This window comes from Ensifer sp. ENS06 (genome assembly GCF_014852205.1).
GTDB lineage: Bacteria > Pseudomonadota > Alphaproteobacteria > Rhizobiales > Rhizobiaceae > Ensifer > Ensifer adhaerens.
On record NZ_JACVBC010000020.1, the window covers coordinates 63,568 to 86,712 of the forward strand.

At 63.6% G+C, this 23,145-nt stretch carries 17 protein-coding genes and 1 pseudogene; 14 read left to right on the plus strand and 4 right to left on the minus strand.

Annotated elements, in window-relative coordinates; genetic code table 11:
* The first annotated feature begins 35 nt into the window (after positions 1-35).
* From IB279_RS34565 to IB279_RS34595, 7 genes are all read left to right on the plus strand, one after another.
* A complete protein-coding gene (locus IB279_RS34565) occupies positions 36-935 on the plus strand; it encodes a DMT family transporter (protein ID WP_060643592.1) in 900 nt (299 codons plus the stop codon).
* Between the two features lie 202 nt (positions 936-1,137).
* Positions 1,138-2,100: a galactofuranose ABC transporter, galactofuranose-binding protein YtfQ gene (gene ytfQ / locus IB279_RS34570; RefSeq protein ID WP_034789595.1), complete on the plus strand. Its 963-nt coding sequence runs from the start codon at positions 1,138-1,140 to the stop codon at positions 2,098-2,100.
* 133 nt (positions 2,101-2,233) lie between these two features.
* Positions 2,234-3,748: a galactofuranose ABC transporter, ATP-binding protein YtfR gene (gene ytfR / locus IB279_RS34575; protein WP_192340855.1), complete on the plus strand. Its 1,515-nt coding sequence runs from the start codon at positions 2,234-2,236 to the stop codon at positions 3,746-3,748.
* Positions 3,745-4,770 carry an ABC transporter permease gene (locus tag IB279_RS34580; protein ID WP_192340858.1) on the plus strand — a complete coding sequence of 342 codons (1,026 nt, stop codon included), beginning with the start codon at positions 3,745-3,747 and terminating at the stop codon, positions 4,768-4,770. The genes ytfR and IB279_RS34580 overlap by 4 nt, the downstream gene beginning before the upstream one ends.
* Positions 4,767-5,735: a galactofuranose ABC transporter, permease protein YjfF gene (gene yjfF, locus IB279_RS34585; protein ID WP_034789588.1), complete on the plus strand. Its 969-nt coding sequence runs from the start codon at positions 4,767-4,769 to the stop codon at positions 5,733-5,735. The genes IB279_RS34580 and yjfF overlap by 4 nt, the downstream gene beginning before the upstream one ends.
* A 15-nt stretch (positions 5,736-5,750) precedes the next feature.
* Positions 5,751-6,479 (plus strand): FadR/GntR family transcriptional regulator, encoded by a 729-nt coding sequence (locus tag IB279_RS34590; RefSeq protein ID WP_060528942.1) that lies wholly within the window; start codon positions 5,751-5,753, stop codon positions 6,477-6,479.
* 150 nt (positions 6,480-6,629) lie between these two features.
* Positions 6,630-8,153, plus strand: a complete 1,524-nt coding sequence (locus tag IB279_RS34595) for an FAD-dependent monooxygenase (RefSeq protein WP_192340860.1) — start codon at positions 6,630-6,632, stop codon at positions 8,151-8,153.
* Between the two features lie 105 nt (positions 8,154-8,258).
* Here the strand turns inward: IB279_RS34595 and IB279_RS34600 are convergent, their stop codons facing one another.
* The 3 genes from IB279_RS34600 to katG form a co-directional block, all read right to left on the minus strand.
* Positions 8,259-11,447, minus strand: coding sequence for an efflux RND transporter permease subunit (locus tag IB279_RS34600; RefSeq protein ID WP_192340862.1), 3,189 nt, complete (start codon positions 11,445-11,447; stop codon positions 8,259-8,261).
* A 3-nt stretch (positions 11,448-11,450) separates the two neighbouring features.
* Complete coding sequence (locus tag IB279_RS34605; RefSeq protein WP_060606008.1) at positions 11,451-12,563, minus strand: efflux RND transporter periplasmic adaptor subunit; 1,113 nt, start codon at positions 12,561-12,563, stop codon at positions 11,451-11,453.
* 405 nt (positions 12,564-12,968) lie between these two features.
* On the minus strand, positions 12,969-15,176 hold the full coding sequence (gene katG / locus IB279_RS34610) for a catalase/peroxidase HPI (protein WP_192340864.1): 2,208 nt from the start codon (positions 15,174-15,176) through the stop codon (positions 12,969-12,971).
* Between the two features lie 437 nt (positions 15,177-15,613).
* On the opposite strand from katG, the gene IB279_RS34615 reads away from it, so the two are divergent.
* The gene (locus IB279_RS34615) at positions 15,614-17,902 is read left to right on the plus strand and encodes a hypothetical protein (protein ID WP_192340865.1); all 2,289 of its coding nucleotides are present in this window, start codon (positions 15,614-15,616) and stop codon (positions 17,900-17,902) included.
* A gap of 42 nt (positions 17,903-17,944) precedes the next feature.
* On the opposite strand, the gene IB279_RS34620 is transcribed toward IB279_RS34615, so the two are convergent.
* The gene (locus IB279_RS34620) at positions 17,945-18,325 is read right to left on the minus strand and encodes an alpha/beta hydrolase (protein WP_192340867.1); all 381 of its coding nucleotides are present in this window, start codon (positions 18,323-18,325) and stop codon (positions 17,945-17,947) included.
* A gap of 319 nt (positions 18,326-18,644) precedes the next feature.
* Here IB279_RS34620 and IB279_RS34625 point away from each other — a divergent pair, with 319 nt between their 5' ends.
* The 6 genes and pseudogenes from IB279_RS34625 to IB279_RS34650 all read left to right on the plus strand — a co-directional run.
* The gene (locus IB279_RS34625; RefSeq protein ID WP_192340869.1) at positions 18,645-19,538 is read left to right on the plus strand and encodes an AraC family transcriptional regulator; all 894 of its coding nucleotides are present in this window, start codon (positions 18,645-18,647) and stop codon (positions 19,536-19,538) included.
* A gap of 133 nt (positions 19,539-19,671) precedes the next feature.
* Complete coding sequence (locus IB279_RS34630) at positions 19,672-20,580, plus strand: AraC family transcriptional regulator (protein ID WP_113189198.1); 909 nt, start codon at positions 19,672-19,674, stop codon at positions 20,578-20,580.
* A 227-nt stretch (positions 20,581-20,807) separates the two neighbouring features.
* The gene (locus IB279_RS34635) at positions 20,808-21,716 is read left to right on the plus strand and encodes a helix-turn-helix domain-containing protein (RefSeq protein ID WP_112985534.1); all 909 of its coding nucleotides are present in this window, start codon (positions 20,808-20,810) and stop codon (positions 21,714-21,716) included.
* Positions 21,717-21,862: 146 nt separating this feature from the next.
* On the plus strand, positions 21,863-22,513 hold the full coding sequence (locus IB279_RS34640) for a hydrolase (protein ID WP_043623178.1): 651 nt from the start codon (positions 21,863-21,865) through the stop codon (positions 22,511-22,513).
* A gap of 84 nt (positions 22,514-22,597) precedes the next feature.
* On the plus strand, positions 22,598-22,885 hold the full coding sequence (locus IB279_RS34645; protein WP_034789552.1) for a XapX domain-containing protein: 288 nt from the start codon (positions 22,598-22,600) through the stop codon (positions 22,883-22,885).
* A 2-nt stretch (positions 22,886-22,887) separates the two neighbouring features.
* Positions 22,888-23,145 (plus strand): annotated as a pseudogene (locus IB279_RS34650) (amidohydrolase); the annotation flags it as partial.

Sequence of the window (23,145 nt, forward strand, 5' to 3'; positions counted from 1 at the left end):
TGTTATGTCTGTTCAAGCCCAAGGGGAGAACGGACATGGCGGAAACAGAGACGACAGCGGATAGCGCGTGGAGCGAACCGGGTGCGACGGATGACACCAACGGGCGCGTCACGCTTGCCATCGTCTTCTGCCTGCTCTCGATGTCGAGCGTGCAGTTTGGCGCAGCCCTTTCGAAGCCCGCCATGGAAAGCGTCGGAGCCTTTGGCGCAACCTGGCTGCGGCTATCCTGGGCGGCCGCCTTCCTGCTCATCCTCGTCCGCCCGCCTTTTCTCCGCTACACCCGGGCGCAATGGATTTCCGCGCTTTCGCTCGGCGCGACGATGGCGGTGATGACGCTCTGCTTCTTCGCGGCGATCGCCCGCATTCCCCTCGGCCTTGCCGTGGCGATCGAGTTTCTCGGTCCTCTGACGGTCGCTGCCGTTTTTGGCGGCCGTGGCTGGCGCCTGCTTTGTCCCGTTATCGCTGCGGCCGGCGTGCTCTGCCTCTCCTGGGACGGTTCCTCCTGGGTCGCAGATACGCGCGGGCTTCTGTTCGCCTTCGGTGCGGCGATCGGTTGGGGCGGCTACATCATCCTGATGAAGCAGGCTGGCCAACGCTTCAAGGGACTGGAAGGGCTCGCCGTTTCGCTGCTGTTTGCCGCGCTCTTTGCGACGCCGTTCGGCCTGTCTCAGGTGCAGTCCGGCTTCTCCTTCGACATGCTCTTGATGACGGCCGGGCTTGCCATCCTGGTGCCGCTGCTGCCTTATGCGCTCGAATTCATGGCGCTGCGGCGCATGCAGCCATCGGCCTTCGGCATCCTGATGAGCCTGGAGCCGGCGATCGGCGCGGGTGCCGGCTTCATCGTGCTGGGTCAGGCGCTTTCCCTCAACCAGATCTTCGGCGTGGCCCTCGTCATGCTCGCGAGCGCCGCCGGAACCTTGCTGGCGAAAGCCTAGAGCGCAGCAGCCAGGCTGTTTTGCCTGCCATCGGCTTTCTGAAACTCCCAGTTGGGGGCTGGCGCTTCAGCCCGCCGCGCCAACCTCTCCAAAAAAATAGGCGCGTTGCGCACGACAGGCGAGATGTGCCCGTTTACAAAAGTAATATTATATGATTTTTTCTCGATGGCTGCGTGGAGGCAGCTTTCTTTGGGAGGAAATCATGAAAATCGCCAAGGCACTTGCGAGTGCAACGATCCTTGCTGCCTGCACGTTTGGCAGCGCATCCGCGGCCGATCTGGTCGTCGGCTTTTCGCAGATCGGCTCGGAGTCCGGCTGGCGCGCCGCCGAGACGACACTGACCAAGCAGCAGGCCGAACAGCGCGGCATCGACCTCAAATTTGCTGACGCACAGCAGAAGCAGGAAAACCAGATCAAGGCGATCCGCTCCTTCATTGCGCAAGGGGTGAACGCCATTCTCGTGGCGCCAGTGGTTGCAACCGGCTGGGACGAAGTGCTGCAGGAAGCCAAGGACGCGGAAATTCCGGTCATCCTGCTCGACCGCACGGTCGATTCGTCGAATGAGCTTTACCTGACGGCCGTCACGTCCGACCTCGTGCATGAGGGCAATGTTGCCGGCAAATGGCTGGTCGACACGACCGCGGGCAAGCCCTGCAACGTCGTCGAGCTTCAGGGCACGACCGGCTCCTCGCCGGCGATCGACCGCAAGAAGGGCTTCGAACAGGCGCTATCCGGCCACGATAACCTGAAGATCATCCGCAGCCAGACCGGCGACTTTACCCGCACCAAGGGCAAGGAAGTCATGGAAAGCTTCCTCAAGGCTGAGGACGGCGGCAAGAACATTTGCGCGCTCTACGCCCACAACGACGACATGGCCGTCGGCGCCATCCAGGCAATCAAGGAAGCCGGCCTGAAGCCGGGCAAGGACATCCTTGTCGTGTCGATTGATGCCGTTCCGGACATCTTCCAGGCGATGGCAGCCGGCGAAGCCAATGCCACGGTCGAGCTGACGCCGAACATGGCCGGTCCCGCATTCGATGCGCTTGCCGCCTTCCAGAAGGACGGCACCGCGCCGCCGAAGTGGATCCAGACGGAATCGAAGCTCTACACGCAAGCCGACGAGCCGCTGAAGGTCTACGAGGAAAAGAAGGGCCTCGGCTACTGACGTCGGCCGTGGCCCGCGCTGCTTCTCGCGCGGGCCACGCTCTTTCCCGAGTTTCCGTCTGAAGAGCACAGCTTGCCGCAGCTAGGCGCTGTGCTTCTCGTCAGTAGATACCAGCATCGCGGAGACGGTATCGATGCAGACCAATGCCCACATTCTCCAGGCGATCCGGATCGAAAAGACTTTTCCGGGGACCAGAGCCCTCGACAAGGTCGATTTTCACCTCAGGCGCGGAGAGGTTCATGCGCTGCTTGGCGAAAACGGTGCCGGCAAGTCGACCCTGATCAAATGCCTGACCGGCGCCTATCGTCGCGACGGCGGCGCCATCCTGCTCGACGATGCCGAGGTTGATCCGCGCGACACCTTCGAAGCCCAGGCGCTCGGCATCGGCACGGTCTATCAGGAGGTCAATCTGCTGCCGAACCTGACGGTTGCCGAGAACCTCTTCCTCGGGCGCCAGCCGCGGCGCTTCGGCATGGTCGACGCCCGTGCCATGAATCGGCGGGCTCGGGATCTGCTTGCCGATTATGAACTCGACATCGACGTCACCCGCGATCTCGCCAGCTATTCGGTGGCGATCCAGCAGGTGGTCGCCATTGCCCGCGCCGTCGATCTCTCCGGCAAGGTGCTGATCCTCGACGAGCCGACGGCGAGCCTCGATGCGCATGAGGTGGCGATGCTGTTCCGCATTATCCGGCGCCTCAAGGCACGCGGGCTCGGCATCGTCTTCGTCACCCACTTCCTCGAACAGGTCTATGAGATTTCCGACCGGATTACCGTGCTTAGGAACGGGCAGCTCGTCGGAACGCGCGAAACCGCCGGTCTCGATCGCCGCGAGCTGATTGCGATGATGATCGGCCGCGAGCTGGCGGCGGAAATCCACGCGCCGCGCGCCGAGGCCCAGCAAGGGCCGTTGCGCTACCGCTTCCGAAACTACGGCCGCAAGGGGCGCGTCCGACCCTTCGACCTCGATGTCCGGGCCGGCGAAGTGGTCGGCATGGCCGGCCTGCTCGGCTCCGGACGGACGGAGACCGCCGAGCTTCTCTTCGGCGCCCATCGCGCTGACAGCGGCGGGGCCGAGATCGATGGTCGTGCGGTCGACCTTGCGTCGCCGCGCGCTGCCATTCGCCATCGCTTCGGCTTCTGCCCGGAGGATCGCAAGACTTCGGGCATTATCGGCGATCTCTCGGTGCGCGAAAACATCGTGCTGGCGCTGCAGGCCCGCCGAGGCTGGACGCGGCCGATCTCGCGGGCGGAGCAGAACCGGCTGGCGGACCACTATATCCGCGCGCTCGATATCCGCACGGCCGATCGGGAGAAGCCGATCAAGCTTCTGTCCGGCGGCAACCAGCAGAAAGCGATCCTCGCGCGCTGGCTCGCGACCGAGCCCGAATTCCTGATCCTCGACGAGCCGACGCGCGGCATCGATGTCGGCGCCCATGCGGAAATCGTTAAGCTGATCGAGGCGCTCCGCGAGAAGGGCCTGTCCCTGATCGTCGTCTCCTCGGAGATCGAGGAACTGGTCGCTTACAGCACCCGGGTCATCGTGCTTCGCGACCGCGCCCATGTCGCCGAACTCGACGGCGGCCGCATCACTGCCAGTGAGATCGTCGAAGCGATCGCCGCAACCAATGAAAGGAGGACGTCGTGACGTCGTTCCTCAGGCTCTATTTCAACCGGTTGCTGCCGCAGCTGATTGCGCTCGGCATAATCGTCGCGGCGGTATCACTGGTGTTTCCCGGCTTCCTCAACCTGCAGATCCAGAATGGCCGCCTCTATGGCAGCCTCATCGATATCCTCAATCGCGGTGCGCCGGTGGTGCTTTTGGCAATCGGCATGACGGTCGTCATCGCCACCAAGGGCATCGACCTCTCGGTTGGCGCGGTCATGGCGATCTGCGGCGCAATGGCCGCCGCGGCGATCACGTCGGGACACTCGCTCGCCGCGACGCTGCTGATCACGCTTGGCGTCGGTATCCTTTGCGGTCTCTGGAACGGGGTGCTGGTCGCGGTGCTCGACATCCAGCCGATCATCGCGACGCTGGTGTTGATGGTCGCCGGCCGCGGCGTCGCCCAGCTGATCACCGAGGGGGCGATCCTGACCTTCAACGACCCCGGCCTCGTCTTCGTCGGCAGCGGTTCCTTTGCCGGCCTACCGATGCCGGTGGTGATCTGGTTGATATTCGGCATATTGACTGCGCTGCTCGTAAGGCGGACGGCGCTCGGCATGCTGATCGAGGCGATCGGTGTCAATCGCCAGGCGAGCACGCTGTCCGGGGTGCTGACGCCCGTGCTGTTGATCGCCGCCTATGTGCTTTCCGGTCTCTGCGCTGCCATCGCCGGCATTATCGCCGCCGCTGACATCCGCGGTGCGGATGCCAACAATGCTGGTCTGTGGCTGGAGCTCGATGCCATCCTTGCGGTCGTCGTCGGCGGCACGTCGCTGCTCGGCGGCCGCTTCAGCATCGCCGCATCGGTGCTCGGCGCGATCATCATCCAGGCGATCAACACCGGCATTCTTCTCTCCGGCTTCCCGCCAGAGTTCAACCTGATCATCAAGGCCGCGATCATCGTCTTCATCCTGGTGCTTCAGTCGCCGCGCTTCCGCACGGCCTTTGCCTTCCTCGTGCCGGCGCGCGGTGCGAGAAACCCGAGCGAGCGAGCCGCAAAATGAAGCCGAAATATCTTCCGCTCACGGCAACGCTCGTGATCTTCCTGCTCGGCTACGCGCTTTGCGTGGCGCAATATCCGAACATGCTGTCGACGCGTGTCATCGGCAACCTTCTGACGGACAACGCCTTCCTCGGCATTGCCGCTGTCGGCATGACCTTCGTCATCATCTCCGGCGGCATCGATCTTTCGATCGGCTCGGTGATCGCCTTTACCGGCGTGTTTCTCGCCGTCGTGCTGGAACACACGAGCATCCACCCGCTCATTGCCTTCGCGATGGTTCTGGCGATCGCGACGCTCTTCGGCGCCGCGATGGGGGCGATCATCCACTATCTGGAAATGCCGCCCTTCATCGTCACGCTGGCGGGCATGTTCTTGGCGCGGGGCATGGCCTTCGTGTTGTCGATCGACAGCATTCCGATCAAGCATCCCTTCTACGCGACCTTGAAGGCGCTCTACTTCAAGCTGCCGGGCGGCGGGCGCATCACCCTGATTGGCGGCCTGATGTTGCTCGTCTTCGCGATCGGTATCCTGATCGCGCACCGCACACGCTTCGGCACCAATGTCTATGCGCTCGGCGGCGGCACGGCGACGGCGCGACTGATGGGCGTGCCGGTTGCGGCGACGACGATCCGCATCTATGCGCTCTCGGGCCTGCTTGCGGGATTGTCCGGCATCGTCTTTTCGCTCTACACCTCGGCCGGCTATTCCCTTGCCGCCGTCGGCGTCGAGCTCGACGCCATCACCGCGGTCGTCATCGGGGGCACGCTTTTGACCGGTGGTTCGGGCTTTGTTGCCGGCACGCTGGTGGGCATCCTCATTCAAGGGTTGATCCAGACCTACATCACCTTTGACGGATCGCTGTCGAGCTGGTGGACGAAGATCCTGATCGGCCTTCTGCTCTTTGCTTTTATCCTGCTGCAGAAGGGTATCATCTTCGTTTCGCGCCAGCGCCAGCAGCGGGCGTGAGGCAAGGGTCGCGCGATGTGGCCGTCCCCCCATCAGCCGCGCAAACGCACGAGCCACCGGCTCGTCGTCGAGGAACTCGGCCAGGCGGTGGTCGGAGGGGAATTCGCTGTCGGGGATATCCTGCCGGGCGATGTGGAACTGGCGGCACGCTTCAACGTTTCGCGCACGGTCCTGCGCGAGGCGATGAAGACACTTGCCGCCAAGGGGCTGATCGTCGCCCGCGCCCGCATCGGCACGCGCGTGATGCCGCAGGCAAACTGGAACCTGTTCGATGGCGACGTGCTTTCCTGGCATTTCCGGGCCGGCGTCGATGAGGCGTTTCTCCGCCATGTCAGCGAGGTCCGCCTGGCGCTCGAACCCTATGCGGCCGGACTGGCGGCACGCCGCGCCACGGACGCGGATATTTCCCAGATGATGCGGCTGGCCGTTGCCATGGGCGATGCCGGCCATAGCGCGCAGACGCTGGCGCGTGCCGATCTAGAATTCCATCTCCGTCTGCTCGAAGCGTCGCTCAATCCGTTCATGCAGACCGTCGGCAGCCTGATCGAGGCAGCGCTGATGGGTGTCTTTCAATTGAGCAACACGGCCGCCGATGGCGCCGAGATCGACCGCGTCGCTGTCGCGCATATCCGCATCGTCGAGCAGATCCGCCTGCGCAACGAGGAAGGTGCACGGGTTGCGATGGAGCAGGTGATCCGCGTCGGCCAGCAGCAGTTGATCGCCAATTTGAGGGCACGCGGCTGATCCGCAGCCGTGTCCGTCGGCGAGACACAAGGCGGAATTCGCCGCGCTGCTTGGCATTTGCCGTCGCCTGCGCGTAGGCTGCCGTTGTGGGCGGAGAAACCCAAATCCCGATGCGACCGGGCCGCCGACAGAGCGAGCGGGGAGAGCAGGGTGAAACAGGATGTGCTGATCGCCGGCGCGGGACCGACCGGCCTGGTGCTGGCTCTCTGGCTGACCGCCCAGGGTGTCAAGGTCCGCATCATCGACAAGAACGTTGGTCCCGGCCCGACGTCGCGGGCGATGGTGGTGCACGCGCGAACGCTTGAGCTTTACCGGCAGCTCGATCTGGCCGATGCCGTGCTCGAGGCGGGTCACCGCAACCCTTCGGTCAACCTCTGGGCGAAGGGCAAGGTCAAGGCGCGGATATCCTTCAGTCCGACCGGCGGGAAAATGACGCCCTATCCCTTCGTTCTTGTCTATCCGCAGGATCATCACGAGCGGCTGCTCGAGGCCCGCCTGGCGGCCTTGGGCGTCAAGGTCGAGCGGCAGACCGAGCTTGTCGAGTTCGAGCATGACGCCGCCGGGGTGAGCGCTCGCTTGCAGTTGCCCGATGGCGGCTCGGACGTTTGCACGGCGCAGTATCTTGCCGGGTGCGACGGCGCGCGCTCGCCGGTCCGGCACGGACTGGAGGTCGATTTTGCCGGCGGAACCTACGACCAGACCTTTTACGTCGCTGACGTCGAAGTGAGTGGGGCGACTGCGAATGGAGAAGCCCATATATCGCTCGAAACCGGTGATTTCGTCGCCTTGCTCGCCTATGCCGAGGGGCGGGGCCGCCTCATCGGTCTGGTGCGGGAGAAGCGGGAGGATGCAGACGCACTCACCTTCGCCGATGTGAGCCATCGCGCCATCGAAAGCCTTCGCCTCACCGTCGACAAGGTCAACTGGTTCTCCACCTACCGTGTGCATCATCGTGTCGCCGATCGCTTCGGGCGCGGGCGCGTGTTTCTGCTCGGCGACGCTGCGCATGTGCATAGTCCGGTCGGCGGCCAGGGCATGAACACCGGCATCGGCGACGCGGTCAACCTTGCCTGGAAGCTCGCAGCGGTGCTGAACGGACAGGCGCCGGACCGCCTGCTCGCCAGCTATGAAGGCGAACGGATCGCATTTGCCCGCCAGCTTGTCGAAACGACCGACCGGCTGTTCACCTTCGTGACGGCCGAAGGCAGCGTCGCGGATTTCCTGCGCGTCCACGTCGCCCCAGCCTTGGCTGGTGTCGCCTACCGCGTCGGCGGTGTCAGAGAATTCCTGTTTCGCATCCTGTCGCAGACGCAGCTCAACTATCGCGGCGGCCCCTTGAGCCGGAGTGCGCGCGGCCGGGTGCAGGGCGGCGATCGGCTGCCCTGGCTAGGCATCAATGGCCTCGACAATTACGCTTCGCTGGCGGCCATCGCCTGGCAGGTGCATGTCTATGGCGAGGCGCATAACGACATAAGAGCTTGGTGCACGGCCAAGCACATGCCGCTTCACGTCTTCCCATGGGGCGAGCAACAGGCCGCCGCCGGCCTGGCGCGGGATGCCGCCTATCTGTTGCGTCCGGACAGCTATGTGGCGGTGGTTGCGGACCGAGCGATGCCGGAAGCCCTCGAAGCCTACTTCGCCGAACAGGGGATCCGCCTGTCGGCGCCGGCTTGAGATTTCTCGAGACGGCGGCGCGGTGCGCCGCCGATGCATGGTCGCAAGGAGCGTCAAGCTGAGACGAGAGATACGATCCCTTGTCGGCTTGAACTCGACCGGCGGTCAGTGCCCGGCCGGCGTCTCGGCCTTGCCTTCCGCCGCTTCGCCTTCAACGGCCGGATGCCGGGAAATGCCCACGAGCTTGTGGCCGCGCTCACGCAGCCACTGGAAAGCGACGTAGAGCGCCGGAATGACGAAGATGCCGACGAGCGCTGCGGCAAGCATGCCGCCAGCGACACCGGTGCCGACCGCACGCCGACTGAGTTCGCCGGCGCCCTTGGCGACCACCAGCGGCACCAGGCCAACGATGAAGGCGAAGCTCGTCATCATCACGGCGCGGAAGCGGGCGCGGGCGCCCTCGATCGCCGCATCGACGATGCTTGCTCCAGCCTCGCGGTGCGCCTTGGCAAACTCGACGATCAGGATCGCGTTCTTCGAGGCGAGCGCGATCAGCACGACGAGGCCGATCTGCGCGTAGATGTCGAAGGACAGACCCGCGACGAGCACGGACAAGAGCGCGCCCGAGACGCCGAAGGCAACCGACAGGAGCACCGGCACGGGGATCGTCCAGCTTTCGTAGAGCGCGACGAGGAAGAGGTAGGCGAACAGCACGGCCATTGCCAGGATGGCGGTGGTCTTGCCCGCCGCCTCCAGCTCCTGCAACGCCGTTCCGGTCCATTCGTAGCTGTAGCCGGGCGGCAGGGTCGAGGCCGACAACGCTTCCATGGCGGCAAGCGCCTCGCCCGAGGAGTGGCCGGCGGACGGCTGGCCGTTCAGCGTGATCGAGCGATAATTGTTGTAGCGCACGATCGACTGGGGACCGACGATATAGTCGACCTTGGCGACCGAGGCGACCGGCACCATGTCGCCGCTCGTATTGCGCACGTGCAGGCGCTGGATGTCGTCGACGGCGTTGCGGTCGGCTTGCGCGGCCTGCATCGTCACCTTCCAGGTGCGGCCGAAGAGGTTGAAGTCGTTGACGTAATAGCTGCCGAGCGTGCCCTGCAGCGTGGTGAAGAGGTCGCTCACCGAAACGCCGAGGGCCTGCAGGCGGTCGCGGTCGATATCGAGATAGAGCTGCGGCGAGCTTGCCGAATAGGTGGTGAAGGTCGGCCCGAGCGCCGGGTTCTGGTTGGCGGCGATAATCAAGCCGCCCGCCGTTGCCGAAAGATCGGCGATGGAACGGCCCTGCAGGTCGAGCAACTGGTACTCAAAGCCCGAGCCGGTGCCGAGGCCCATGATCGGCGGCAGGTTGAAGGCGAAGATCTGTGCGCCGCGGATCGCCTGGCCCTTGACCATGGTCGTGCGGATCGCCGCCTCGACGCCGGCCGCATCGCTCAGGCGTTCCGCAAAGGGTTTCATCGTGACGATCGCGAAGGCCGAGTTGGACTTCGACAAACCGTCGAGGAAGGAGTAGCCGGTGACGGTGATGACGTTGGCAACGCCCTCGATGCCGCCGAGCATCGTCTCGACCTGTTTCACGACTTCGTCGGTGCGGTTGTAGGAGGCGCCTTCCGGCAGACGGATTTCCGTGAAGAACGCGCCCTGGTCTTCCGCCGGCAGGAAGCCGGTCGGCACGACCTTGAAGAGGAAGCCCGTGGCGACGAAGGCGACGGCCAGCAGTGCGAGCCCGATGATGGCGCGCCGGGCGATGTGTCCGGCGACGAAGGCATAGCCGTCGCGCCCCTTGTCGATGGTCCGCGAGATGTAACCGAGGATGCCGCGCTTCGGCCCGTGATGGGGTTTCAAGAGCACCGCGCAGAGCGCCGGGCTGAGCGTCAGCGCGTTGATCGCCGAGATCACCATCGACACCGAAACGGCGACGGCGAACTGCTGGAACAGCTGGCCGCTGAGGCCAGGAATGAAGGCGACGGGCACGAAGACGGAGAGCAGCACGAGCGTGATGGCGACGATGGCGCCGGTGATTTCGCCCATCGCACGCCTTGCCGCTTCTGCAGCCGACAGGCCTGGATTCTCCTCCATCACCCGCTCGACGTTTTCGACGACCACGATCGCGTCGTCAACGACGATGCCGATCGCCAGCACCATGGCAAGCAGCGACACGGTATTGAGCGAGAAGCCCATGGCGAGCAGCACGGCGAAGGTGCCGATGAGTGCGACGGGAACGGCAACAAGCGGGATTAGCGTCGCCCGCCAGTTTCCGAGGAACAGGAAGACGATGATGATGACGAGGATGAAGGCCTCAAACAGCGTCTCCTCGACATTGTCGACGCTGGCTTCGACGAACTGGGCTGTGTCGTAGGAGACCGAATAGGTGAGGCCCGGTGGGAAGGATTTCGACAGCCGTTCCATCGCCTCCTGCACGCCCCTGGCGGCGGCAAGCGCGTTGGCGCCCGGCGCCTGGTAGGTGCCGATCATGGCGACCGGCTTGCCATTGATCCGGGCGTTGGAATCGGAGCTGGCGGCGCCGAGTTCGACGCGCGCGACGTCGCGGATGCGCACATAGGAGCCGTCGGGCCGTGCCCTCAGAACCACGTCCTCAAACTGTTTGGGATCGGTGAGGCGCCCTTGCGTCTGGAGATTGAGCTGGAACAGCGGGTCGTCGGTCATCGGCTGGGCGCCGATGCGGCCGATCGCGGCCTGGACGTTCTGGGCCTTCAGCGCATTGATCACATCGGTCGGCGTCAGGTCGAGGCTGGTCATGCGGTCGATGTCGAGTACGACGCGCATCGAGTAGTCCTGGGCGCCGAAGAGCTGGGCATCGCCGACGCCGGGCACGCGCTTGACCGTATCAAGCACGTTGATCGTGGCGTAGTTGGACAGGAACAGGCTGTCGAAGTTCTGCTTCTCGTCCGCTGCAAAGATCGTGACGACCTGCATCAGCGCGGAGGACTTCTTGCGCACGCTGACGCCGCTCTGCTTGACCTCGGAGGGCAGGCCGGCCTCGGCGAGCGACACGCGGTTCTGCACGTTGACGGTGGCGATATCAGGATCGGTGCCGACGGCGAAGGTGACGGTCAGCGTATAAGAGCCGTCGGCGCCGCTCGTCGACTTCATGTAGAGCATGTCGTCGACGCCGACGACCTTGCTTTCGATCGGCTGGGCGACGGTGGTTTCGACCACGTCGGCGCCGGCGCCGGGATAACTGGCGGTGACGCTCACCTGCGGCGGCACGATATCGGGGAACTGGGCGATCGGCAGACGGGTGAGCGCAAGCAGACCCGCCAGCGTCAGCACGATGGAAATGACCGTGGCGAAGCGCGGGCGATCGATAAAGATCTCTGAAATCATCGCTTAGCCACCTGCTGCCGTGGCCGCATCGACGGTGATGCCCGGACGAACCTTGCCGGCGCCCTCTGTGATGACGTTCTCGCCTTCCTTGAGGCCCTTGCTGATGACCGCCTGGCCGCGGGCGTTGCGTGACACGTCGATGCGGCGAAGCTCGACCTTGGAGCTGCCGTCGACCACCAGAACGAAGGCGCCCTGCTGGTCACGCTGGACCGCCTGCTGCGGCACGGCAAGCACGTCCTGCTTGTCGGATTGTTCGAGCATCACCCGCACCAGCGCACCGTCGAGCAGGATGCTGTCCGGATTGGGGAACTCGGCGCGCACGGTCACGGTGTCCGTCCCTTGCGAGACGTTGCTGGCGATGAAGTTGATCGTGCCTTTTTGCTTGTACTCGGTGCCGTTCGGAAGGCCGAGCCCGACATTGGCGCCGCCGCTGATCTCGCCCTTCAGCACCCGTTCGCGATAGGTGAGGTAAAGTGCGGTCGCCACCGGAAACTGGACATAGATCGGGTCGAGCCGGGTCAGCGTCACGAGCGGGCCGCTGTCCGGGCCGACGAGGGCGCCGACATCGGCCGCCGTCAGGCCGACGATGCCGTCGAAAGGCGCCGTGATCTTCGTATAGGAGAGGTTGAGGTCGGCGTTGTCCTTGCTGCCCTTGAGCCGGATCAGGTCGCCTTCGGCTTTCCTGACTTGCGCGTGCGCTTCGTCGACCTTGGCTTGGCTGATCGTCTTGCTGGTGAGGAGCTGCTCGGCGCGGTCGCGCTCGAGGATCGCGAATTCCTTGGCGGCTTCGGCCGCCTCGATCTGCCCTTCGATCTCCTGCACGGCGGCGCGGTAGGCGCCGTCTTCCACCCGGTAGAGCTCCGTGCCCGCCGTCACCTTCTGCCCTTCGGTGAAGTTGACCGCCTCGAGGAAACCCGAAACGCGGGCGCGAATGTCGACCTTCTGGATCGCCGTAACCTTGCCTGTCAGATCCACGCTCTCGCGCAGGTCCATGATGGTGGCCGGCGCCACGACCACGGCCGGCGCCTGCTGCGCCAATGCCGTTTGCGCGGAAAACCCGATCGCGACAAGCAGTGCTGATGATAGTGAAAGGGCAGGAATTCTCGAACGACGCATGCAACGTTCCCCCTGAACGAAACAGCTGGAGATAAGATCAGTCCTTGGCAGTGCATTGAAATCAGAACATGTTCTCCGCGCCAAGTCACGCAATCATGGGTTGATTTAAGCGGAGGCTTGCAAAGATGATGTAAATACCCGCGAAAGGCGGGTTCAGAGAGAACTTGTCACAAAAGCAATGATTTGCCGGACCATCGTGCGTTCACGGCAGAGGGAGGCGACAGGCTGATTTTGTCGGATTTCGGTTGAGGGAGATGCGTGGAGGCGAACGTTTTACGTGTGCCACATCGTCACAATTCACGAGACCGGTCTGCAACCTCCGGTGACAGTTTCGCGAAGCCGCTGGGCAGACAGGTCCCGGCGCGATGCCGGGACCAAGCTTAGTACTGTTGCCGGATAGAGCCGTCAGACGAGGTCGAAACGGTCGGCGTTCATCACCTTGTTCCAGGCCGCGACGAAGTCGCGTGCGAACTTCGCCTTTGCATCCGCCTGGCCGTAGACTTCGGCGATGGCCCGCAGCTGCGAGTTCGAACCGAAGACGAGATCAATGCGGGTGGCCGTCCGCTTGACGTCGCCGGTTCTGCGGTCACGCCCTTCGAAGACATCCTTCGCGTCGGATGTCGCCGTCCAGGCCGTGCCCATGTCGAGCAGGTTGACGAAGAAGTCGTTGCTGAGCGTTTCCGGGCGATCGGTGAAGACGCCGTGAGCGGTCTGGCCGTGGTTCGCGCCGAGAACGCGCAAGCCCCCGACGAGCACGGTCATCTCCGGCGCGGTCAGCGTCAGCAGCTGCGCCCTGTCGATCAGCAGCTCTTCCGGCGAAACCGCGTACTGGGCCCGCTGGTAGTTGCGGAAGCCGTCGGCGATCGGTTCGAGAACCGCGAAGGACTCGACATCGGTCTGCTCTTGCGTCGCATCCATGCGGCCAGGCGCAAAGGCGACCTCGATGTCGTGGCCGGCGGCTTTGGCTGCCTTCTCGACCGCTGCGGCGCCGCCGAGCACGATCAGGTCGGCGAGCGACACCTTCTTGCCGCCGGACTGGGCGTCGTTGAAGCTACGCTGGATGCCTTCGAGGACCTCGAGAACCTTCGCCAGCTGCGCCGGCTGGTTGACCTGCCAGTCCTTCTGCGGGGAAAGGCGGATGCGCGCGCCATTGGCGCCGCCGCGCTTGTCCGAGCCGCGGAAGGTCGAGGCCGACGCCCAGGCGGTCGAAACCAGTTCGGAGACCGAAAGGCCCGAAGCGAGGATCCTGGCCTTGAGATCGGCGATATCCTTGGCGTCGACGAGCGGATGATCGACGACCGGGATCGGATCCTGCCAGATCAACTCTTCGGCCGGCACTTCCGGGCCGAGATAGCGGGCGCGTGGACCCATGTCGCGGTGCGTCAGCTTGTACCAGGCGCGGGCGAAGGCGTCGGCGAAGGCATCCGGGTTCTCGTAGAAATGCCGTGCGACCTTCTCGTAGGCCGGGTCGACGCGCAGGGCGAGGTCGGTCGTCAGCATCGACGGCGCATGGCGCTTGGATTTGTCGTGCGCGTCCGGCACGGTGTTGGCACCCATGCCATGCTTCGGCGTCCACTGGTGTGCGCCGGCCGGGCTCTTCGTCAGTTCCCATTCGTAGCCGAAGAGGTTCCAGAAGAAGTTGTTGCTCCATTTGGTCGGCGTCGTCGTCCAGGTGACTTCGAGGCCACTCGTGATAGTGTCGCCACCACGGCCGCTGGCGTAGGTGCTTGCCCAGCCGAGGCCCTGTTCCTCGATACCGGCAGCTTCCGGCTCGCGGCCGACATTGGCCGCATCGCCGGCGCCATGGGTCTTGCCGAAGGTGTGGCCGCCGGCGATCAGCGCCACGGTTTCCTCGTCGTTCATCGCCATGCGCGCGAAGGTTTCGCGGATGTCACGCGCGGCGGCGAGCGGGTCCGGAGTGCCGTTCGGGCCTTCCGGATTGACGTAGATCAGGCCCATCTGAACGGCGGCGAGCGGGTTTTCGAGGTCGCGGTCGCCCGAGTAGCGCTTGTCGTCGAGCCAGGTCTTTTCCGTGCCCCAGTAGATGTCTTCCTCCGGTTCCCAGACGTCGGGGCGGCCACCGGCAAAGCCGAAGGTCTTGAAGCCCATAGACTCGAGCGCACAGTTGCCGGCGAGGATCATCAGGTCGGCCCAGGAGATGCTGTTGCCGTATTTCTGCTTGATCGGCCACAGCAGCCGGCGTGCCTTGTCGAGGTTGGCGTTGTCCGGCCAGCTGTTGAGTGGCGCAAAGCGCTGCTGTCCGGCGCCCGCGCCGCCGCGGCCGTCACCGGTACGGTAGGTGCCGGCGCTGTGCCAGGCCATGCGGATGAAGAGCGGGCCATAGTGACCGAAGTCGGCCGGCCACCAATCCTGCGAATCGGTCATCAGCGCGAAGAGGTCGCTCTTCACCGCCGGCAGGTCGAGTTTCTTGAATTCCTCGGCGTAGTCGAAGGCTTCGCCCATCGGATCGGACAGCGAAGAGTTCTGGTGCAGGATCTTCAGGTTGAGCTGGTTCGGCCACCAGTCGCGGTTCGAGGTGCCGGGCGACTGTGCGCTCGTCTGGGCTCCGTGCATGACGGGACATTTGCCCGTTTTGTCGGCTTTCGCGTCCATTTTTATCTCCCTTCAAGATGACGTGAATATTGGATGGGTCAGAGGAAAAGCGCCAGGCGTGGACAGGCGCCCAGCCGAGCCCGCGGCCCGGCAGGTCTGGTGCCGTCGGTGGTTGTCGTTCCGCGAAGCGGTGTCGCCACTGGCTGCGTCTCCCTCATTGTGCGCGGACTCTATCAAAGTGGTTCCATTAATTTAAGTTGGATTTCCTGATTGTGGCGATAAGCGGATCCTATCGCTAATGGACGTGGGTCCCATGGGCGCATGCTTGCAGCCCTCCATGCATTTTTGATGACGTTGGAGCGTTGCCGATTGCAGCCGATACAAGAAAATTGTTGCACTGCACTCCCGCCAAACTTGCGGAAGGTAGCGCCAATGGTTAGTCACACCGCAACGACTCAAGAGCTTTCCATTTTTCGTGTGACGAAAGGACAGAAATCGTGGCTGAGACAGAAACTGGTGCCGGCAAGGGCCGTCGCAAAGCACTTTGGGCTGCTGTCGCAGTCATCGCGATCGCAGCCGCGGGTGTCGTCGGCGGCAAGTTCATGCTCGAAAAGGCGGTCGGGACCTTCATCGCCGAGCGCGGCGGGAAGGCCGGCTCGGTTGAGGCGGACTTCTTCGGCCGCATTCATCTGCGCGACGTCACGCTGCCTTTCGCCGATGGCGTCAGCGCGCGCATCGCGGCAATCGACGGACGTCCGAAGATCTTTTCGCTGAGCGGCGAGCTCGACGTGAAGGGCCTGGAGCTCGACCTGAAGGCCGCCAAGCTTTCCGTGCCTGCGGCAACGCTGGAAGATCCCGACTTTTTCGCAGCCGGCCTGACGGCAAGCGGGGAAAAGGCTGACCTTTTGAAGCGCATCGAGCGTTTCGCGGCAAAGCAGGTCTCGGCGCCGGAAGTGGCCATCGTCCAGAACGTTGCAAGCTCCGAGCAGAAGACGGTCTACAAGGATGTCCGGCTCGAGGATATCGCCAGCGGCCGCGTTGCGCGCTATTCGGCGAGCGGCGCCACGTTCGCCTTTGCCATGGATATTCCTGACGGCGAAGGGGCAACGAAGCGGGAAAAGATGGACGGCACCATGGGCGCCGTCACCGGAGAGAGCTTCGATGTGGCCTACATGGCCCGCATCTACACGCAAAAAGCCGGTCCTGAGGACAAGGAACCGAAGCTGCTCTACGGCCCGATCTCCGTAAAGAACCTTGCCTTCTCCGATAGCAAGTCGCGTTTCGGTTACGACGAAGTGCGCAGCAGCGGCCTCAGCGTCCGCATGCCGACCGAGCCGCTTCTCGAAACGCTCGAGCAACTCCAGGCGGTCAGCGATCCGGAAGCCCTGCCACCGGCGGAGCGCCAGGCATTCTTCAAACGCATTCTTTCGCTGGTCGACATGCTGGCAAAGGGCGACATGGAACTGCTCGGCCTGAAGATGGAAGTGCCGGAGCAGGAAAGCGCCGAGGGCAAGCTCGTGAAGCTCGCCGTCGACAAGATGGCGTTCCAGCTCAACGGCCGCAGTTTCGATGGCACGATGAACGGTGTGACGGCGGGCGAGGGGACCGACTACTTCAAGTTTGCCGAAGCCAGCATCAACGGTTTCTCCTGGGCTCCGACCATGGAGGCACTGACGAAGCTTGCGGGCCTGAAGGAGGAGGAATTCGAGACCTTCCCCTACACCACGCTGATGCCGGAATTCGGCACGATCCGGATCGCCGGGCTCGACGTGGACATGCCCGGCAGCGACCCGGCAGCCGTGACGGACAGTGAAACCGTCGAGGACGAGAGCGCGACCGAAACCGAGGTCGATCCGTCGATCAGTGCCGAACAGGCGCCGGAAGCCGAGCAGGTGCCGGACGAAACGACAAACGGCGAAGCCGCCAGCGACGCGGCGGTCCCCGGCGATGCAGCAGAAGAGCCGATGGCCGAGGCGCCTGCAGAGCAGTCGGCAGATGAAGCGACCGACGGCGAAGCCGCCAGCGGCGCGGAGATCGCCGGTGAAGTGCCGGAAGACCCGATGGCCGAGGCGCCCGTAGAGCAGTCGGCCGTGCCGTCCGTTCCGGAACGCGTTCGTTTCACGCTCGATACCTATGAAATCGCGCTGACGAAGCCGCGCAACGGCATTCCGACGGATGTCCGCGTCAGCTACCGCGACCTCAGCGTTCCGATCCCTGCGGACACGCAGGAAGAGGGCTTCAAGACGCTGCGCAAGATCGGCCTCGACAAGCTGGTCTTCTCGTCCAACGTCGAACTGTCGTGGGATGAGCCCAACGAGAACTTCGTCATCAAGCAGATTTCGCTGGATGGCAAGGACATGGGCAGCCTCTCTTTCTCCGGCGTCATGGGCGGCGCTTCGGAGGACTTCTTCTCCGGCGATCTCAATGCCGCGCAGATCGCGATGTTCGGTCTTACGGCGAGGGAAGTCACGCTCAAGCTCGAGGACAAGGGCATCATGGCCAAGGGCATCAAGCTCTATGCCGAGGATAACCACATGACCGAGGACAGCGTTCGCGGCCTGCTCGTGTTGATGACGAGCGCCGGCGTGCAGCATTTTGCCGCCACGCAGCCGAAACTGCAGGACGCGGCGACGGCGTTTACCCAGTTCATCAGCAAGCCCGGCACCTTCACGCTGAAGGTCAAGGCCAAGGATGAAGCCGGTGTCGGCGCGCTCGAACTGATGGGAGCTGCCGAAAACCCGGCGCTTCTGCTCGAGCAAGTCGATATCGAAGCCAAGGCGCAGTAAAATCTATCGCGGGCCGCGTCATCAGATGCGGCCCGCATTGCTTCAGTCGATGGCCGCCTGGAGGAAATCCCGAAGCGCGATCAATTCATCCTGCCCGATCTCGTGTGCGCCCCGATTGTAGAGGGCCCGGACATCAGCTTTCTGCCCCGCAAGATAACCGACCAGTTGTTCGGCGAGCGCCAATGGACCGGTAGGATCGTCTTGGCCGCCGGTGGCCAGGATCGGTTTGCCCTGAAGTCCGGCGTTGCCGGGTGGCACCCACGACACAAGGGGATGCAGCAGGACCGCTCGCTCGAACAGACCAGGATATTTGACCAGGAGTGCGGCGAGCGGCGTCGCGCCTGTGGCGTAGCCGATGCCATAGACGGCTTGGCCCGGGTACACACGCCGCCTGTCGCCGATGGAGTTCGCCAGGTCTTCCACGGAGGCCGCGAATGCCCGGATATCGCACAGCCCGTCAACGGCTGCCGCTCAGGGTTGCCAAGTTCTCCGATTTCTTCGAGAGCTACGTCACCGAGACGCGGCCGCTTTGAAGCGGCGGGATCATGCGGCATGAAGGCAAAACAGAGCCGTTTGCGGCTAAATGTGAGCAAAGGATACAAGAAATTACTGGCAGCACCCCCCATTTTTTCTCGGATATGAGCGGCAATCGCGAAATGCCCCCTCGCGCCGGGCCTTTCGCGCATCGAAGCGGATTGCACGCGAGGAGTGAACTCCATCGCCAGGAGGCGGGGCTGGACGGATGATGACAGAGCCAAGCGGTATTGGAGCGTATTTTGGCGAGCCGAAGGCGCCGTTTCTCATGGTGCGGCCCGTGCGGGACGCCCGGTTTTCGGTGACGCGCCTGCGGTGCCGGCTGAACGGAGAACTGAGCCGCATCGTATCGCTGCCGGCCGACGACGCCTTTTTCCTGATGTTCTACTTCAAGGATGTCATGCACTGCGACCTGGTGCCGGGCGAAAGCGAAAGTGAAATTCGCCGCTACCGGCAGGGGTCGATCTGTCTCGTCGATCTCGCTGAGGGCGCCAGTATCCGGCTTGTCAGCGATCTCGATTCACTCGCTTTCCATCTGCCACGGGCCTTGTTTCGTGAAGTCTGCGAGTTTTCGCATGCTCCCGCCGCCACCAGTCTCAGATGCCGTCGCGGCGAGGTCGACGACGTCATGCACAATCTCGCCTTGGCGCTGTCGCCGCTTCTTGACGAGAGCGAGGGTGAACCGGGTGCGGTACTGCAGCACATCGCCGTCGCCATCTGCGCGCATCTTCTGCATTCCTACCCGGATCGCGCCATCGCATCCGGCGGCCCCGATCTGTCTGTGTGGCAGGAGAAGGCGGCCAAGGACTTCATGATCGACCATTGGGCCAAGGACTTTTCGTTTGCGGCAGCAGCAGCGGCCGCAAATCTTTCGGAGGAGGGTTTTGCCGCGGCTTTTGCATCCGTGACCGGCCAGACGCCGCAAGAGTGGTTGATGCGGTACCGGATCGGTCGCGCCAAGCGCTATCTGATCGAAGAGGGATGGTCGCTGAGCAAAACCGCCGCCAGCTGCGGCTATGCCGACGAGGCCCGATTCGTCGAGGCCTTTCGTGAGGTGACGGGCGTGACACCCGCCGTCTGGCGCGCGCGCTGGCTGCAGTGAGGGTACCATGCTGACCTTTGACGCTCGGCGATGCATCGCTGGATTTGCCTCTGTATTGCGACAGCCAACCGTTGTAGCATCCGCCCGGCCGCTGAAGCGGGCGGCTGAGCTGGAAATCGGGAGACCCTGACCGATGGCCTTGCAAGAAGGACTGAGCGCAGACGAACGCACACCGCGCCCTATCGTCAAGCGGATCAGCGCCGGCGACATCACCGTCACGAGAACCTTCTCGGATCGCTTCGATCTGGAAGTCGGGCCGCTGATTCCGGTCGCCGATGCCTTCAACGTCATCGTCCAGATGCGTGACTTCGAGGCGCATCGCCTGTGGCGGCGTGGCGAACTCGTGTATGAGGGAGGGCATCCCAAGGCTTCGCTCGCGATCACCGATCTTCGCGACCAATGGCAGTGCCACCATCTGTCGCCCTTCGACAATGTCCGCTTCCACATTCCCTTTGCCTCTATGCGGAGCTTTACCGAAAGGGCCGGGCGCGGCGAGTATGTGTCGCTGTCTCCCGTGCAGGGACGCGTGGATCCGGTCATGTTCGGCCTTGCCCAGGCGCTGCTGCCCTCGCTCGATGAACCGGACCGGGCCAATCTGCTCTTCGTCGAACAGATCAATCTTGCCGCATTGGCCCATCTCAGCCAGGCCTATGGCGGTCTGCATTTCCCCGTCGACAAGAAGGGGACGCTGGCGCCATGGCAGGAGAGGCTGGCGACGGAGTTTCTGGTCGCCCATTTCAACACGCCGTTCTCGATCGGCGATCTTGCGGCCCAGTGCGAGCTCTCGCGCAGCTATTTCAACAAGGCTTTCAAGGAAAGCTTCGGGCGCACACCGTCCAGGTGGCTGTCCGAATATCGGATCGCGCGGGTCAAGGAGTGTCTGCTTCAGGACACCCCCCTTGCTGAAATTGCTATCCACTGCGGCTTTGCCGACCAGAGCCACATGACCCGGGTATTCACCAGCCTGACGGGGGAAACGCCGGCACGCTTCCGGAAAAAGAACCGGTCGGTCGGCGTCGCTGTGGATCGACCTCCGCAATAGGGTGGAAAGAGGGCGCGCCCTCGTGCAAAATTTTCAAAACAGGTGAAAAACGTGCAAGAATGATGCGGCGACCGGGGCAATCATAGGGCCGCTCCTGCAAATGATTTGGTGAAACCGAGAATGAATTGCGCGCACGTTTACCCTGCGCGAGGCGACTTACGTCTTTCGTTTTCGTCGTCACGGCAGGTGGGTTTGGCGGGCAGTCTCGACACATAGGAGCGAAGACGATGACGAATGTTTCCGCTGCCTCGGCCGGAGCGCGACCGCGCGACAGTCTCGGATGCTCGCTCGACCAGCTGGATGACGACAGGACGATCGAAGGCCGCGACATGGTCTTCCACCGCAAGCGGTCGACAGCGGGACCGCCGGGCCAGGTCACGACACCTGGCAACGGGCGAGGCTATCTGATCGGCCTATCGCTTGTGGGCGGTCATCGCCGCCGGGTTTTCGGAGCGCACCACTCTGCGACCCAGGAGTTCGGCCAAAACTCGATCTACGTCAGGAACTTTGCCGACGATTATAAAGCCGATCTCAAAGGATCCTTCGATTTCACCTTGCTTGAAATCGGCCACGGTGCGCTCGAACGCATCGCAGACGCGGCAAATGCTTCTGGCGTCAGCGAGCTGCGGCCCGTTTCCAGCTCGCCCGACCCTGTTCTCGGCGGCATGCTCGGCGCTTTGTTTGCGTCGGTGGACGGATACACGGATCGAAGCGCGCTGTTTGTCGACCAGCTCTCGGTGGCAATCGGCGTGCATATGGTCCGGCAGTACGGTAACGGCCGTGGCGAGAGCCTTGCCGGAGGACGCAGGCTTTCGCAGCGCTGCCAGGCAAAGATCCGCGATCTGGTGCAAGCCCGTCTGGATGGCGAGCTCACCGTCGAGGAAATGGCTGCGACCTGCAATCTGTCGCAAGCGGCTTTTTTGCGTGCCTTTCGCGAGACCATGGGCAGCACGCCCTACCGCTGGCTGCTGCAGCAGAGGATCGAAAAGGCCAAGGATCTGTTGCAGTTCTCGCCCACGTCCCTAAGTGAAATTGCCGTCGTCTGCGGCTTTTCGGATCAGAGCCATTTTACCCGGGCCTTTGCGCAGGCCGCAGGTGCCACGCCGCGCCAGTGGCGGCGCAGCCGACAGTCGTAACCCTCTGAAAGTACACGCGCCCTGCCGGCTGAAGGCGAGCGAAATTTTCAAAAATCCACCTTTGGCGACAAGAATGGGTCGCCGGTCGGCGGCATAGTTGGGCCTCTCCAATCGGAGTTCAGTTTCAACAGTAAGAGGTCACGACCATGTCTGCGACAGCGACCCCCGGTAAACTCCTCGTCTCGCCCAAAGACCACACCCTGATCATGATCGACTTCCAGTCGCAGATGTCCTTTGCGACCAAGTCGATCGACGCGGTGCTCCTGCGCAACAACGCAGCACTTGTCGCCAATGCGGCGGCAGGTTTCGGCGTTTCGACCATCCTCACGACCGTTGCCGAAAAGACCTTCTCCGGCCCGATGTTCTCCGAGATCACCGACGCCTTCCCCGGCCAGAAACTGCTGGACCGCACCTCGATGAACACCTGGGAAGACGCCGCCGTGATCGAAGAGGTCAACCGCATTGGCAAGAAGCGCCTTGTCATGTGCGGGCTGTGGACCTCGGTCTGCATCGTCGGCCCGACCCTCTCGGCGCTCGATCAGGGATTCGAGGTGTATGTCATCGCCGACGCCTGCGGCGACGTTTCGGATGAGGCGCATGAGCGGGCGATGGACCGCATGGTGCAGGCCGGCGTCCGGCCGATGACCTCGCTGCAATACATGCTCGAGCTGCAGCGCGACTGGGCGCGCACCGAGACCTACGACATGACCACCGGTATCGCCAAGAAGTTCGGCGGTTCGTATGGCCTCGGCATCATCTACGCCAAGTCGATGTTCGGCGCGTCCGAAGGCCACTGACAGAACGCTTCCGCGCTCTAGATTAACGCTCTGGCCGCCTCGCTGCGGTCGGAGCGGCACCTTTATCCCGTAAAGGAGTTGGCGATGAAGATGTACCTTCTCTCGCTTGGAGCCGGGCTGGTCGTCGGCGTCATCTATGCGCTGCTCAACGTCCGCTCGCCGGCGCCGCCGGTCATCGCGCTGATCGGTCTGCTCGGCATTCTCATCGGGGAGCAATCCGTCCCCCTGGTCAAGCGCGCCCTGTCGGGTGAGCCGGTCAACCTCTCCTGGTTCAATCGGCAGTGCATGCCGCACGTGTTCGGCCATCTGCCCGGCGGGCAGATCGCAACCGGCACGGCGAAGGATGCTGCCGGCACCGACGAAAGGGCCTGACGATGCCGACAAGACGCTCGTTCCTCGGTGCCGCCTCGTCGCTGGCGCTGCCCGCTCTCTTTCCGTCGGCCCGCACCGCCGGCGCCCAACAGACCGGAGATACTTCGATGACGCCCGACCTGATCCTTCACAGCGGCCTCGTGACGACGCTCGACCGCGCCAATCCGACTGCCACTGCCGTTGCCGTCAAGGATGGCCTGATCCTCGCTGTCGGTGACGACAGGACGATCATGGCGCTGGCAGGCTCAGGCACAAAGACC

Bases quoted from the DNA above. Each gene is read 5' to 3' on its own strand.
- katG (WP_192340864.1), bottom strand. From the start codon at position 15,176: ATGGACGCGAAAGCCGACAAAACGGGCAAATGTCCCGTCATGCACGGA.
- yjfF (WP_034789588.1), top strand. From the start codon at position 4,767: ATGAAGCCGAAATATCTTCCGCTCACGGCAACGCTCGTGATCTTCCTG.
- IB279_RS34600 (WP_192340862.1), bottom strand. From the start codon at position 11,447: ATGATTTCAGAGATCTTTATCGATCGCCCGCGCTTCGCCACGGTCATT.
- IB279_RS34645 (WP_034789552.1), top strand. From the start codon at position 22,598: ATGAAGATGTACCTTCTCTCGCTTGGAGCCGGGCTGGTCGTCGGCGTC.
- ytfR (WP_192340855.1), top strand. From the start codon at position 2,234: ATGCAGACCAATGCCCACATTCTCCAGGCGATCCGGATCGAAAAGACT.
- ytfQ (WP_034789595.1), top strand. From the start codon at position 1,138: ATGAAAATCGCCAAGGCACTTGCGAGTGCAACGATCCTTGCTGCCTGC.
- IB279_RS34605 (WP_060606008.1), bottom strand. From the start codon at position 12,563: ATGCGTCGTTCGAGAATTCCTGCCCTTTCACTATCATCAGCACTGCTT.
- IB279_RS34590 (WP_060528942.1), top strand. From the start codon at position 5,751: ATGTGGCCGTCCCCCCATCAGCCGCGCAAACGCACGAGCCACCGGCTC.
- IB279_RS34630 (WP_113189198.1), top strand. From the start codon at position 19,672: ATGGCCTTGCAAGAAGGACTGAGCGCAGACGAACGCACACCGCGCCCT.
- IB279_RS34565 (WP_060643592.1), top strand. From the start codon at position 36: ATGGCGGAAACAGAGACGACAGCGGATAGCGCGTGGAGCGAACCGGGT.
- IB279_RS34635 (WP_112985534.1), top strand. From the start codon at position 20,808: ATGACGAATGTTTCCGCTGCCTCGGCCGGAGCGCGACCGCGCGACAGT.
- IB279_RS34625 (WP_192340869.1), top strand. From the start codon at position 18,645: ATGATGACAGAGCCAAGCGGTATTGGAGCGTATTTTGGCGAGCCGAAG.
- IB279_RS34640 (WP_043623178.1), top strand. From the start codon at position 21,863: ATGTCTGCGACAGCGACCCCCGGTAAACTCCTCGTCTCGCCCAAAGAC.